The following is a 12,448-nucleotide window of genomic DNA, read 5'->3' as shown; positions in this document are numbered from 1 at the left end:
GCGATCTATCAGGCGACCCGATACCCGGGCCGGACAATCTTCATGCTCAACCCGCAGGTCAGAACAAACGGCACGACCATGGCAATCACCATCCCGATCACGAACATCGGAATGAACTGCGGAATGATCGAGATGAAACCGGGCAATCCGCCGACGCCGATCGCCGAGGCCTGGACCTTGTTCAGCGACAGGAAAATGCTGCCCAGCGCCGAGCCGATCAGGGCCGCATAGAACGGAAACTTGTAGCGCAGGTTGACCCCGAACATGGCCGGTTCGGTGATGCCGAAGTAGGCAGAAATCGCCGAGGTCGAGGCCATGCTCTTGTCCCGCACACTGCGGGTCATGTAGAACACCGCCAGTGCCGCGCTGCCCTGGGCGAGGTTGGACATGACGATCATCGGCCAGATGAATGTGCCGCCCTGAGTGGAGATCAGTTGCAGGTCGACCGCGAGAAACATGTGGTGCATGCCGGTGATCACCAGCGGTGCGTAGAGCAGCCCGAAAATCGCGCCGCCGACCATGGGCGCCAGGTCGAACAGGGTGACCACGCCTTCGGTGATGAGAATCCCCAGATGACGGGTTACCGGGCCAATCACCGCCAGCGCCAGCACACCGGTGACGACGATGGTGGTGATCGGCACCACCAGCAACTGCACCGCGTTAGGCACCCGCGCCCGCAGCCACTTTTCGATCACGCTCATCACGTAGGCCGCCAGCAGGATCGGCAGAATTTGTCCCTGATAACCGACTTTCTCGATCTGAAACATACCGAGGATGTCGAAGTACGGCAGGCTTTGCCCCTCCAGCCCCGCCACTGCTTTGCCGTAGTTCCAGGCATTGAGCAGATCCGGGTGCACCAGCATCAGGCCGAGCACAATGCCGAGGATTTCGCTGCCGCCAAAGCGTTTGGCCGCCGACCAGCCCACCAGCGCCGGGAGAAACACGAACGAGGTGTTGGCCATCAGGTTGATCAGGCTCCAGAGCCCGTCAAGCTTAGGGTAGGCATCGAGCAGGGTCTTGCCCTCGATGAACATGCCCTTGGCGCCGATCAGGTTGTTGATGCCCATCAGCAGGCCGGCAATGATCAGCGCCGGGAGGATCGGCATGAACACGTCGGAAAATACCCGCACCAATCGCTGCATCGGGTGGATCTTGTCGGCGCTTTTTTGTTTAACGTCGGCGATGGTCGAGGCGGCGAGACCGGTTTGACGGCGCAGCTCGGCGTAGACCTTTTCCACTTCGCCGGGGCCGATGACCACCTGGAACAGGCCGCCGGTAAAGAACGAGCCTTTGACCAGATCGATCTGGTTCAGCGTGGCGCTGTTGACCAGGCTCGGGTCCTTGAGGGCCAGGCGCAGCCGTGTGACGCAATGCGCGGCCTGCTCGAGGTTGTCGCTGCCACCGAGGCTGTGCAGCAGCTCAGTGACGATATTCGGATAGTCGTGGCTCATGCTTGTTCTTCCACTGTAGTTTTTTGTTATTGGCAGCACGCCGAAACGAAAAGTACTCGTCTGTACGAGTTATTGCAACAACTCGTACAGACGAGTTTGATTTTGTTTATCCTGAACCTGACAGGCAGCGATATTTCCTACATCCGAAGTCAAAGAAACCCAAAGCCGCATGGACAAACCCCTACCCTGCCCTTAAGGTTCGAAACCTTGAGCACAGCGCGGCATAGAGCCATCCCCATGAGTAAATACAACCAGATCTACAGCGATCTGCTTGCCAGCATCACGACCGAACGTCTGGAACGCGGCGCCCGATTGCCCTCCGAAACCGAACTGATGGACAGCTATCAAGCCAGCCGCGGCACCGTGCGCAAGGCCATCGAGCAATTGCAGGAGCGCGGTTTTGCGCAGAAAGTCCATGGCAAAGGCACCTTCGTGCTGTCGACCAACCCGATCGAATTTCAGCTCGGCGGTATCGTCAGCTTCCAGGAAACCTACCCGCGACTGGGCAACGACGTCAGCACCGAGGTGGTCGAATTCACCCAGATTCCCCTCGAAGGCCCACTGCTCGAACACATCAAGGCTGAAGAAGGCAGCCTGATCACGCGGATCAAGCGCGTGCGGCGAATCGACGGCAAACGGGTGATCCTCGACATCAACCATTTCGTCAGCGACGTGATTCCCGGCCTGTCCCGCGACATCGCCGAACAATCGATCTACGCCTTCATCGAGCAGACCCTGCAACTGCAAATCGCCTACGCCCAGCGCACCATCGAAGCGGTGCCCCTCAGCAAGGACGACCAGCAACACCTGGACCTCGACGGCCAGAGCCATGTGATCGTGGTCAGCAACCAGACGTTTTTGCAGGATGGGAGGCAGTTCGAGTACACCGAATCGCGGCATACCCTGGACAAGTTCTACTTTTCGGATGTGGCTCGGCGCTGAGATGCGCTACAGCCTGATAAGGGGAAATGAAGGCGGTCGCGTGCGTTTAACTTGCACGAACGAATAGGATGGGATGTGCTAGCTGCCTGACACTGGCAGTTAAAAATCAATCGATCTTGTAACCCCTGCGCTTATCGAACTCCTGATACTTCTGCGAAATGGCCGGGTCATCGAAGGTTCCTTCAATAGTGTCCACCGAAACGAGTCCATCAAGCCCCTTAACTGACTGAATGGCAGCTTCCCATTCGCCCGGATCCAGAGGCGGCTCGATAAAGTCTTTCAAGTAATCATCCAGGATTCCCTTGTCGGGCGTCTCGATCTCGCCACTTAACGCCGACAGGTAAGCGGACTTTGTCGTCCGGCTCCACTTGATAGAAAACCCTGCTCGATCACACAACACCGAGTGAACCACGAGCATTGTTCGGCCATTGCCATCCAGGAACGGATGACCATAGGCAAAAAAACCCATCCATTTCTGAGATATCCCTTCGCGTCGAAATCCTTGAATGGGTCAAACACTCTTTCTTTCTCTCAAATAGTTGGCGAGTAGATGAACCGCTTCTGTGCCAGTGACCTTTTTCTCTTTTTTCAACGCAATGACCAACTGCTCAATTGAGTCGGTACGAACATCATCCCCAGCCAATCTCGAGACATTCTCCGCCCATTCATCGGCATATGTTTTGATGTAGGAAACCTTGCTGAGCTCGGCCAGATCCAGCACGTACCGTTTGAGGCCAACAGTCGGAATGATCAAGTCACCGGTTTCAGGATGACGCCTTACTGTATTTTTCGCTTTCCGGGAGAGCGCTCGTTCATTGATGTAAACCACCGACCTTCCGCCCAACGACAATTTGCGACGGATTCGGCGATTGCCCTGCACGCATATTTTCGCTTCCTTGCGGGCGACCGAACGGCGCTGTTCTGAAGGCGTCGTTTGCACTGAAGCGCTCATGCCTAACCGTCTAAATGCTTCGACCGCCAGTGTTTCAAGATCCTCGACAGGCGTAATGAGTCCGGTGTCAGGATTTCTGAGGGCTTTAGCATAAACACCAATGCCCATCCGAACAATTACGCCCTTTTTCTGCAGCTCATCGAGAGCGACGGAAACTTGAGAGTGACCACCCAGCGATGCAACATCCGCGCGCAGGATCACATTACCCGACGTGCGCTGGATGGCCATCCGCACGCGTTCTTCAAGCTTCATGTTCAATCCTCCCGACAGCGAGCGAATACTTTACCACCTGTCGAAATAAAACTTCTGCTGGCCATGTCGCTCACTTTATACGTAACAGAAACAGACGTTTCAAAAGCAGTGAAACACAAAAAAGCCCCTGACCGAGACCGGTTCAGGGGCTTTTCGCAACGATGACTCTAGTGCGGGATCACTCCCACTCAATCGTCGCCGGCGGCTTGCTCGACACGTCGTAAGTAACGCGGGAGATGCCTTCGATTTCATTGATGATGCGGCCGCTGACAGTTTCCAGCAGTTCGTAAGGCAGGTGTGCCCAACGCGCGGTCATGAAGTCGATGGTTTCCACGGCACGCAGGGCCACGACCCAGGCGTAACGACGGCCATCGCCAACCACGCCAACCGATTTCACCGGCTGAAACACCACGAACGCCTGGCTGACCTTGTGGTACCAGTCGGCCTTGCGCAGTTCTTCGATGAAGATGTGGTCGGCGCGACGCAGCAGGTCGGCGTATTCCTTCTTCACTTCACCAAGGATCCGCACGCCCAGGCCCGGGCCCGGGAACGGGTGACGGTAGACCATGTCGTACGGCAGGCCCAGTTCCAGGCCCAGACGACGGACTTCGTCCTTGAACAGCTCGCGCAGCGGTTCAACCAGTTTGAGGTTCATTTCTTCCGGCAGGCCGCCCACGTTGTGGTGCGACTTGATCACGTGGGCCTTGCCGCTTTTCGCGCCAGCCGACTCGATCACGTCCGGGTAGATGGTGCCCTGGGCCAGGTACTTGATGTTGTCCAGCTTGCAGGATTCGGCATCGAACACGTCGATGAAGGTACGGCCGATGATCTTGCGCTTCTTCTCCGGGTCGGCTTCGCCGGCCAGGTTGCCCAGGAACTGCTCTTCGGCGTTGGCGCGGATCACCTTGACGCCCATGTTCTCGGCGAACATGGCCATCACTTGCTCGCCTTCGTGCAGGCGCAGCAGGCCGTTGTCGACGAATACGCAGGTCAGCTGGTCGCCGATGGCCTTGTGCAGTAGCGCGGCAACCACGGACGAATCCACGCCGCCGGACAGGCCGAGCAGGACGTTGTCGGTGCCGACCTGGGCGCGAACCTGGGCGATGGCGTCTTCAGCGATCTTCGACGGGGTCCACAGTGCTTCGCACTCGCAGATGTCGAGGATGAAGCGCGACAGGATGCGGCCGCCCTGCTTGGTGTGGGTCACTTCCGGGTGGAACTGCACGCCGTAGTAACGACGCTCGTCGCTGAACATGCCGGCGATCGGGCAGCTCGGGGTGCTGGCCAGGATGTGGAAGTCTTCCGGCATGCGGGTGACCTTGTCACCGTGGCTCATCCACACGTCGAGGCCGAACAGGCCGTCGGCGTCGATGTGGTCTTCGATGCCATCGAGCAGGCGGCTCTTGCCGACCACGTCTACGCGGGCATAACCGAACTCACGCAGCTCGGAACCTTCAACCTTGCCACCCAGTTGCTCGGCCATGGTCTGCATGCCGTAGCAGATACCGAAGACCGGCACGCCCAGATCGAAAACGGCTTGCGGGCAGCGCGGGCTGTTGGCTTCGTGAACCGACTCTGGGCCGCCGGCGAGGATGACGCCTTTAGGAGCGAATTCGCGGATCGCATCTTCGTCCATGTCGAACGGGTGCAGTTCGCAGTACACGCCGATTTCACGCACGCGGCGGGCGATCAGTTGGGTGTACTGGGAACCGAAGTCGAGGATCAGGATGCGGTGAGCGTGAATATCGAGGGCCATGATTCAGTCTCGTCTAAGTCATTCAGAAACAGTCGTGATTCAGAAACAACTCGGGGCTGAATAAAACAGCCCCGGTTGCTTAGCTTGTTGCTTGAAGGCTCAACCTACGCGGTAGTTTGGCGCTTCCTTGGTGATCTGCACGTCGTGAACGTGGGATTCGGCCATGCCGGCGCCGGTGATCCGCACGAACTCAGGCTTGGTGCGCATCTCTTCGATGTCGGCGCTACCGGTGTAGCCCATCGATGAACGCAGGCCGCCCATCAGCTGATGGATGATGGCGCTCAGGGTGCCCTTGTACGGAACACGCCCTTCGATACCTTCCGGAACCAGCTTCTCGGCGCCTGCCGAGGAGTCCTGGAAGTAGCGGTCGGAGGAACCCTGGGCCTGGGACATGGCGCCCAGCGAACCCATGCCGCGGTAAGCCTTGTACGAGCGACCCTGGAACAGTTCGATCTCGCCCGGCGCTTCTTCGGTACCGGCGAACATCGAGCCCATCATCACGCAGGAAGCACCGGCTACGATGGCCTTGGACAGGTCACCGGAGAAACGGATGCCGCCGTCGGCGATCAACGGTACGCCAGTGCCTTCAAGGGCAGCAGCAACGTTGGCGATGGCACTGATTTGCGGCACGCCGACACCGGCGACGATACGCGTGGTGCAGATCGAGCCAGGGCCGATACCGACCTTGACTGCGTCAGCGCCAGCTTCGGCCAGGGCCTTGGCGGCAGCGCCGGTGGCGATGTTGCCGCCGATGACCTGCACTTCAGGGAAATTCTGCTTGACCCAGCGAACGCGGTCGATCACGCCCTTGGAGTGACCGTGAGCGGTGTCGACTACCACCACGTCAACGCCAGCAGCGACCAGCGCGGCAACGCGGTCACCGGTGTCTTTACCGGTGCCGACTGCTGCGCCAACACGCAGACGACCTTGATCGTCCTTGCTGGCCAGCGGGTAAGCCTTGGCTTTTTCGATGTCGTTGACGGTCATCATGCCCTTGAGGGCGAACTTGTCGTCGACGATCAGCACGCGCTCGATGCGGTGCTTGTGCAGCAGTTCACGCACATCGTTCTTGTCGGCGCCTTCCTTGACCGTGACCAGACGCTCTTTAGGCGTCATCACTTCACGGACAGTGGCTTCCAGACGGTTCTCGAAACGCACGTCACGGGAGGTGACAATGCCGACCAGGTCGCCATTGTGCAGCACCGGAACGCCGGAGATGTTGTGCATGCGGGTCAGTTCGAACAACTCGCGCACGGTGGCGTCGGCGACGATGGTGATCGGGTCCTTGACCACACCGGCTTCGTAACGCTTGACCTTGCGGACTTCGGCAGCTTGCTGCTCGATGGTCATGTTCTTGTGGATGATACCGATACCACCTTCCTGAGCCATGGCGATTGCCAGACGGGCTTCAGTGACGGTGTCCATGGCAGCGGAAACCAGTGGAATATTCAGCTCGATGCCACGGGTAAGGCGGGTCTTGAGACTGACTTCGTTAGGAAGCACCTCGGAATAACCGGGTACTAGGAGAATGTCGTCGAATGTCAGAGCTTCTTGGCTGATACGCAGCATCGCGGGGGCTCCCGAGCGGGAAAATGGAAGCGCGCCATTATAGTCAGACACCCCCTCGGGTTCAATGTAAAACTCTATCTATTATCGACCTTATAGATATACGGAACATATCGCCCCTGTAGATCTTGTTTTTAACAAAAAATCAACAAATGATCGCAGCCTGCGGCAGCTCCTACAGGGGATGCAGTGTTCAAAGTTCGACTTTCACCCAGCTGACCGGCTGATCGAGCCAATCGGCGAATTCATCGATAAAGCTCTGCTTGAACCCGGCTTCGGCCCAGTTATTGAAGATGAAACCGAGGTTGGAGAAGCCGCATTCCTGCAGGAACAGGAAGCCGTTGATGTCGTCTTCATGCCCGCATTCGGGGCAGGTGAAGTTGTCGGTGCGCCCCGGCATCCAGTCTTCCAGGCTTTCGAACAGGGCTTCACCGACTTCCTTGCGGCACTCGGCGCAGCCCGCTTCTTCAAGGAAACCCTTGGCTGGCGTATAGATGCAGCGCTTGGTGATGATCTCCAGGCCATTGATCGGCTCGCCGAACGGCAGGGCTTCGGGGTGCAGGACCACTGCGCGGGCACCGTCGGCGATGGCGTGGGCCATGCGATTGCCGGTGCGGCCGCAAGTGGTCAGCTCCTCCTCGATGATGTTCTTGCGCACCAGCCAGCGCACGACGGCCCGGGCCCGGGGTTCGTGGACCGGCAGGGTGGAGATTTTCGGGACGATGATGCTTTGGGAGTTCATGGGTACAGGCCTGGAGCTTTAATGAAGGGTCTTGCGGGTAAATCTGATGCCGGTCGATCAACAACCCCTGTAGGAGCGAGCCTGCTCGCGATAGCGCAAAGCCTGTCAACATCAATGTCGACTATGAATTCGCTTTCGCGAGCAGGCTCGCTCCTACAGTGAATTGCGGCGAGCCCATAGAAGGTATAGCCCGCCGGAGAGTTTTTTACAGTTCTACGACAACCGCCTGCGAAGCACGGGTCGCCTTGGCGCGGGCGGTTTCGATCGATTCGTCGCGGGCCAGGGCCACGCCCATGCGGCGTTGACCGTTGACTTCAGGCTTGCCGAACAGGCGCAGCGCGGTATCCGGTTCGCTCAGGGCAGCGCCCAGGTTGGCGAAAGCGGTCTGCGTCGACTGCCCTTCCACCAGGATCACCGCCGAGGCCGAAGGCCCGAACTGACGGATCAACGGAATCGGCAGACCGAGAATGGCCCGAGCGTGCAGGGCGAACTGCGACAGGTCCTGGGAGATCAGGGTGACCAGGCCGGTGTCGTGCGGGCGCGGCGAGACTTCGCTGAACCACACCTGATCACCTTTTATGAACAGCTCGACACCGAACAGACCACGGCCACCCAGGGCTTCGGTCACGGCTTTGGCGACACGTTCGGATTCAGCCAGGGCAATCGGGCTCATGGCTTGCGGCTGCCAGGACTCCTGATAGTCGCCCTTCTCCTGACGGTGGCCGACCGGCGCGCAGAAGGTGGTGCCGCCGACGTGGCGCACGGTCAGCAGGGTGATTTCGTAGTCGAAATCGATGAAGCCTTCGATGATCACCCGACCTTTACCGGCACGGCCACCTTCCTGGGCGTAGTCCCAGGCTTTCTGCACGTCATCGACGCTGCGCAACAGGCTCTGGCCCTTGCCCGAGGAACTCATGACCGGCTTGACCACACATGGGAAACCGAGGTCATCGACGGCTTTGCTGTAGTCCTCGAAGGTGTCGGCAAAATGGTACGGCGAGGTTGGCAGGTCCAGTTCTTCAGCGGCCAGGCGACGGATGCCTTCGCGGTTCATGGTCAATTGCGCGGCGCGGGCAGTCGGGATCACGTTGAAACCTTCGGCCTCCAGTTCCACCAGGGTAGCGGTGGCGATGGCTTCGATTTCCGGCACGATGAAGTGCGGCTTCTCGGCTTCGATCACGGCGCGCAAGGCAGCACCATCGAGCATGTTGATCACGTGGCTGCGGTGCGCCACCTGCATGGCCGGCGCATTGGCGTAGCGGTCCACGGCAATCACTTCAACGCCCAGGCGTTGCAGCTCGATCACCACTTCCTTGCCCAACTCGCCACAGCCACACATCAATACGCGGGTCGCGGTGGGCGACAATGGAGTTCCGATACGGGTCATCTGAAAGTCCTCAAGGAGCGGATCATCGAGGGAAGCGCGCTTCCCATGGGGAGAAAGCGCGGCATTTTACATGAACTTCAGCTGACGACAGCCTGTTTGCGCAGGCGCCAGGCCATGATCAGCCACACGGCGGTGACCCCGGCGAACTTCGAACCCAGGGCGGTGAGGATCACCCCCGGCGTCAGGGCATCGATCATGCCGAAAAAGATAAAGGTATCGAGGGGAATACTCAGGGCCGAACTTATCCACAGGCGATCATGCAGCGCACGTTTGGTGATGCTGAACACCAGCCAGTCGATGCACTCGGAAACCGCGAAGGCCGTGGCGCTGGCCAGAGCGATGGACGGATCAGAGGTGACATAGGACAACACCAGTGCCGCCAGCATCGCCACGAGGGCGCCATGCCCGAAACGGGCTTGCACCATGTCGCGCAACACAAACACCAGCCCGCCCCAGGCCGACCAGATGATGTCCAGGTCCGGTGCGGTGGAAAAGGCATAGTTGATCAGCACGACGCTGCTGATGTAGGCGATCAGGAAGAGCATGGGGGCACCTGTCAGATTGGCGCACAGGTTACTTCAGCCAAACGCAAAATCAAAAGATCGCAGCCTGCGGCAGCTCCTACATTGGAATGCGATCCCCTGTAGGAGCTGCCGCAGGCTGCGATCCTTTGATCTTCAATTATCGACCAGGTGTCTTGCCGATCATCCAGACAAGCCCGCTGGCCTTGGCCCGCTCATGACACAACCCCAGCACCTTGCGCCGCTCGTCGTTGTCCATGCGGCTCCAGCGGGTAATCTCCTCCACCGTGCGTTGGCAACCGGTGCAGATATCATCGTCGTCCAGCGCACAAATGCTCACGCAGGGCGATGCCACCGGGCGTTCGGTGGCGGTCATTGTTCCTGCTCGGCCAGATCGCGGGCATAACGCTGCGAGTTGTGCACGTAGTGAGCAGCGCTGGCCTCCAGCATCCTGATTTGCGGCTCGGTCAGTTCGCGCACCACCTTGCCCGGTGAGCCCATGACCAGCGACCCATCGGGGATCTCCTTGCCTTCGCCGATCAGCGAGTTGGCGCCGATGATGCAGTTCTTGCCGATCTTCGCGCCATTGAGAATCACCGCGTTGATCCCGATCAGGCTGTAGTCGCCGACGGTGCAGCCGTGGAGCATGGCGTTATGGCCGATGGTCACGCCAGTGCCGATGGTCAGCGGGTAGCCCATGTCGGTGTGCATCACGGTGCCGTCCTGGACGTTGCTGTTCTTGCCGATCAGGATCAACTCGTTGTCGCCACGCAATACGGCGTTGAACCAGACGTTGGCGCCCTCTTCCAGCTTGACCTTGCCCACCAGCACGGCATTGGGTGCGACCCAGCTCTGTGGATGGGTTTCGACGCGGGCGTCGCCCAGGCGGTATTTCATCTGTGTTTCCTCAAGGCTCAGGCGGGCTTTTTGGCCATTCGAACGATGACTTCAGGTATTGATAAAGCTATTGGGAGGCTGATGCAGGCTGATTTTGGCGTCATACAGCAGGTTGATCAACTCGACGATCATGATCGCCGTCAGCCCCCAGATCTTGTATTCACCATAGCGATAGCTCGGCACGTACCAGCTGTGGCCCTGATAATCGATGCGATGGGTATGTTCGCGAGGGTCTTTGCGGAAGAACTCCAGGGGCACGCTGAACACCGCGGCAATCTCGGCATCGTTGGCCCGGTATTCGACAAAATCCGGGATCACCCCGACATAGGGCGTGACCTGGATGCCATGCAGGCTGATCAGCGGGCTGAGCGGGCCGATCACCTCGACCAGCCCCGGCGGCAGGCCGATCTCTTCTTCGGCTTCACGCAGGGCGGTGAAAATCAGGTCCGGGTCTTCAGGGTCACGACGCCCGCCGGGAAAGGCAACTTCGCCGCCATGGGTCGACAGGCCGCTGGCACGCAGGGTCAACACCAGCTCAGGCTCGTCACTGCGGGTGATGGGCACCAGCACCGCGGCCTCGGGAAAACGACGGTCGGTCTCCAGTGTGCGTGGTGTGTGGTTACTAACCCGATGCAGTAGCTCGTCCAGCATGAGTGTTCTCGATCTGTGCCCTACCCGGCATCATGCACCAATCGCTGCGGTCGCCCAACCCCCGCAGCAGCCCCATGTCGCGAAACGACAACTTGCCGACAGACACTGCCGCACGCCAAGATAGGCGCAGCATTCAGGAACCCCAGCATGAAATTTTGCAGCCAGTGCGGTAACCCGGTGACCCAGCGCATTCCCGAAGGCGATTCGCGCCTGCGTTTTGTCTGCGACAGCTGTCAGGCCATTCACTACCAGAACCCCAACATCGTCGCCGGCTGCGTGGCGACCTGGGGCACCCGGGTGTTGCTGTGCCGACGGGCCATCGAGCCACGTCGCGGCTACTGGACCCTGCCCGCCGGTTTCATGGAGAACGGCGAAACCATCGAACAGGCCGCCATTCGCGAAACTGCCGAGGAAGCCTGCGCCCGGGTGCGCAACCTGAGCATCTATACCCTGATCGACGTGCCACACATCAGCCAGGTGCATGTGTTCTTCCGGGCCGAACTGGCGGACCTGGACTTCTCTGCCGGCCCCGAGAGCCTGGAAGTGCAACTATTCGACGAAGCGGACATTCCATGGGATGAGCTGGCTTTCCGCACGGTGGGTCGTACCTTAGAATGCTTCTTCGCTGACCGGCGGACCGAGGTCTATCCCGTTCGGTCTGAATCGATCCCGCCACTTGCTCAGCCTGCCATTATCTGATGTCATCTCGGCATCACACAAAGGCACCGAAAGATCGCCCGAACGCGGCACGAGCCTGCGGCAGCTCCTGCAAAAACTTCTATACATAAATAGTCGCGACACCTCCTGGGGAATCGTTTCAATGCGCTGGTTGCTTGCCCTGTTCTGTTTGTCGTTTGTCACGGTGTCCCAGGCTTCTGCCGTGGAAACCCTGGACGGCAAGGTCATCGAGAAGATCCTGATTCTCAAGTCTTCCCATCAATTGCAATTGATCAATGACGGCAAGCCGCTCAAGACCTATCGCATTTCCCTGGGCAAGCGTCCCAAGGGGCCCAAGCTGATGGAAGGCGACAAGCGCACCCCGGAAGGTTTCTACTGGGTCGACTGGCGCAAGGTCAGCGACCGCTTCAACCTGGCGATGCACGTTTCCTACCCGAACATCAGCGACTCGGCCCGCGCCCGTCGTGAAGGCGTCGAGCCCGGCGGCATGATCATGATCCACGGCACCCCGGACAGCGAAGACACTCCGGAAGACCTGTTCCACACCCTGGACTGGACTGACGGCTGCATCGCCATGCGCAACATGGACATGCGCGAAGTCTGGAACCTGGTGCCCGACGGCACGATGATCGAAATCCGCCCGTAATCCCCCA

General features: G+C 59.3%; 13 protein-coding genes and 1 pseudogene. 3 read left to right on the top strand and 11 right to left on the bottom strand.

What is annotated here, in order from left to right; genetic code table 11:
• Positions 1-8 precede the first annotated feature (8 nt).
• On the bottom strand, positions 9-1,451 hold the full coding sequence (gene treP / locus AC1DWG_RS25210; protein ID WP_477763314.1) for a PTS system trehalose-specific EIIBC component: 1,443 nt from the start codon (positions 1,449-1,451) through the stop codon (positions 9-11).
• Between the two features lie 237 nt (positions 1,452-1,688).
• On the opposite strand from treP, the gene treR reads away from it, so the two are divergent.
• Positions 1,689-2,393 (top strand): trehalose operon repressor, encoded by a 705-nt coding sequence (treR, locus tag AC1DWG_RS25205; RefSeq protein WP_477753502.1) that lies wholly within the window; start codon positions 1,689-1,691, stop codon positions 2,391-2,393.
• Positions 2,394-2,499: 106 nt separating this feature from the next.
• On the opposite strand, the pseudogene AC1DWG_RS25200 reads toward treR, so the two are convergent.
• The 10 genes and pseudogenes from AC1DWG_RS25200 to AC1DWG_RS25155 form a co-directional block, all read right to left on the bottom strand.
• Positions 2,500-2,862 (bottom strand): annotated as a pseudogene (locus tag AC1DWG_RS25200) (Fic family protein); the annotation flags it as partial.
• Positions 2,863-2,904: 42 nt separating this feature from the next.
• On the bottom strand, positions 2,905-3,597 hold the full coding sequence (locus AC1DWG_RS25195; protein ID WP_477763313.1) for a hypothetical protein: 693 nt from the start codon (positions 3,595-3,597) through the stop codon (positions 2,905-2,907).
• Between the two features lie 178 nt (positions 3,598-3,775).
• Positions 3,776-5,353 (bottom strand): glutamine-hydrolyzing GMP synthase, encoded by a 1,578-nt coding sequence (guaA, locus tag AC1DWG_RS25190; protein ID WP_008053207.1) that lies wholly within the window; start codon positions 5,351-5,353, stop codon positions 3,776-3,778.
• A gap of 99 nt (positions 5,354-5,452) precedes the next feature.
• A complete protein-coding gene (guaB, locus tag AC1DWG_RS25185) occupies positions 5,453-6,922 on the bottom strand; it encodes an IMP dehydrogenase (RefSeq protein ID WP_008053208.1) in 1,470 nt (489 codons plus the stop codon).
• Positions 6,923-7,112: 190 nt separating this feature from the next.
• Positions 7,113-7,661 carry a hypothetical protein gene (locus AC1DWG_RS25180; protein WP_046040989.1) on the bottom strand — a complete coding sequence of 183 codons (549 nt, stop codon included), beginning with the start codon at positions 7,659-7,661 and terminating at the stop codon, positions 7,113-7,115.
• A gap of 205 nt (positions 7,662-7,866) precedes the next feature.
• Positions 7,867-9,048: a formate-dependent phosphoribosylglycinamide formyltransferase gene (purT, locus tag AC1DWG_RS25175; protein WP_477788475.1), complete on the bottom strand. Its 1,182-nt coding sequence runs from the start codon at positions 9,046-9,048 to the stop codon at positions 7,867-7,869.
• Between the two features lie 77 nt (positions 9,049-9,125).
• A complete protein-coding gene (locus AC1DWG_RS25170) occupies positions 9,126-9,593 on the bottom strand; it encodes a preQ0 transporter (protein ID WP_477763311.1) in 468 nt (155 codons plus the stop codon).
• A 136-nt stretch (positions 9,594-9,729) separates the two neighbouring features.
• A complete protein-coding gene (locus tag AC1DWG_RS25165; protein ID WP_477763310.1) occupies positions 9,730-9,945 on the bottom strand; it encodes a DUF1289 domain-containing protein in 216 nt (71 codons plus the stop codon).
• Entirely contained in the window at positions 9,942-10,466 is a 525-nt protein-coding gene (locus AC1DWG_RS25160; RefSeq protein WP_218429474.1) for a gamma carbonic anhydrase family protein, read from the bottom strand. Before AC1DWG_RS25160 ends, AC1DWG_RS25165 begins: the two co-directional genes overlap by 4 nt.
• 51 nt (positions 10,467-10,517) lie before the next feature.
• A complete protein-coding gene (locus tag AC1DWG_RS25155; RefSeq protein WP_477763309.1) occupies positions 10,518-11,117 on the bottom strand; it encodes a CoA pyrophosphatase in 600 nt (199 codons plus the stop codon).
• Between the two features lie 147 nt (positions 11,118-11,264).
• On the opposite strand from AC1DWG_RS25155, the gene AC1DWG_RS25150 reads away from it, so the two are divergent.
• Positions 11,265-11,816, top strand: coding sequence for an NUDIX hydrolase (locus tag AC1DWG_RS25150; RefSeq protein WP_477753510.1), 552 nt, complete (start codon positions 11,265-11,267; stop codon positions 11,814-11,816).
• 121 nt (positions 11,817-11,937) lie between these two features.
• Entirely contained in the window at positions 11,938-12,441 is a 504-nt protein-coding gene (locus tag AC1DWG_RS25145; RefSeq protein WP_477753511.1) for a L,D-transpeptidase family protein, read from the top strand.
• Positions 12,442-12,448: the final 7 nt, after the last annotated feature.

The sequence above is a fragment of the Pseudomonas sp. P4_B3 genome (genome assembly GCF_056402295.1).
Note: the sequence above shows the minus strand (reverse complement) of the source record. Positions and strands in the feature narration are given on the sequence as shown.

What these genes read in the sequence shown, in the direction of transcription:
- AC1DWG_RS25195 (WP_477763313.1), bottom strand. Translation starts at nt 3,597, where the DNA reads ATGAAGCTTGAAGAACGCGTGCGGATGGCCATCCAGCGCACGTCGGGT.
- AC1DWG_RS25150 (WP_477753510.1), top strand. Translation starts at nt 11,265, where the DNA reads ATGAAATTTTGCAGCCAGTGCGGTAACCCGGTGACCCAGCGCATTCCC.
- AC1DWG_RS25155 (WP_477763309.1), bottom strand. Translation starts at nt 11,117, where the DNA reads ATGCTGGACGAGCTACTGCATCGGGTTAGTAACCACACACCACGCACA.
- AC1DWG_RS25165 (WP_477763310.1), bottom strand. Translation starts at nt 9,945, where the DNA reads ATGACCGCCACCGAACGCCCGGTGGCATCGCCCTGCGTGAGCATTTGT.
- AC1DWG_RS25180 (WP_046040989.1), bottom strand. Translation starts at nt 7,661, where the DNA reads ATGAACTCCCAAAGCATCATCGTCCCGAAAATCTCCACCCTGCCGGTC.
- AC1DWG_RS25145 (WP_477753511.1), top strand. Translation starts at nt 11,938, where the DNA reads ATGCGCTGGTTGCTTGCCCTGTTCTGTTTGTCGTTTGTCACGGTGTCC.
- guaB (WP_008053208.1), bottom strand. Translation starts at nt 6,922, where the DNA reads ATGCTGCGTATCAGCCAAGAAGCTCTGACATTCGACGACATTCTCCTA.
- purT (WP_477788475.1), bottom strand. Translation starts at nt 9,048, where the DNA reads ATGACCCGTATCGGAACTCCATTGTCGCCCACCGCGACCCGCGTATTG.
- guaA (WP_008053207.1), bottom strand. Translation starts at nt 5,353, where the DNA reads ATGGCCCTCGATATTCACGCTCACCGCATCCTGATCCTCGACTTCGGT.
- treP (WP_477763314.1), bottom strand. Translation starts at nt 1,451, where the DNA reads ATGAGCCACGACTATCCGAATATCGTCACTGAGCTGCTGCACAGCCTC.
- treR (WP_477753502.1), top strand. Translation starts at nt 1,689, where the DNA reads ATGAGTAAATACAACCAGATCTACAGCGATCTGCTTGCCAGCATCACG.
- AC1DWG_RS25170 (WP_477763311.1), bottom strand. Translation starts at nt 9,593, where the DNA reads ATGCTCTTCCTGATCGCCTACATCAGCAGCGTCGTGCTGATCAACTAT.
- AC1DWG_RS25160 (WP_218429474.1), bottom strand. Translation starts at nt 10,466, where the DNA reads ATGAAATACCGCCTGGGCGACGCCCGCGTCGAAACCCATCCACAGAGC.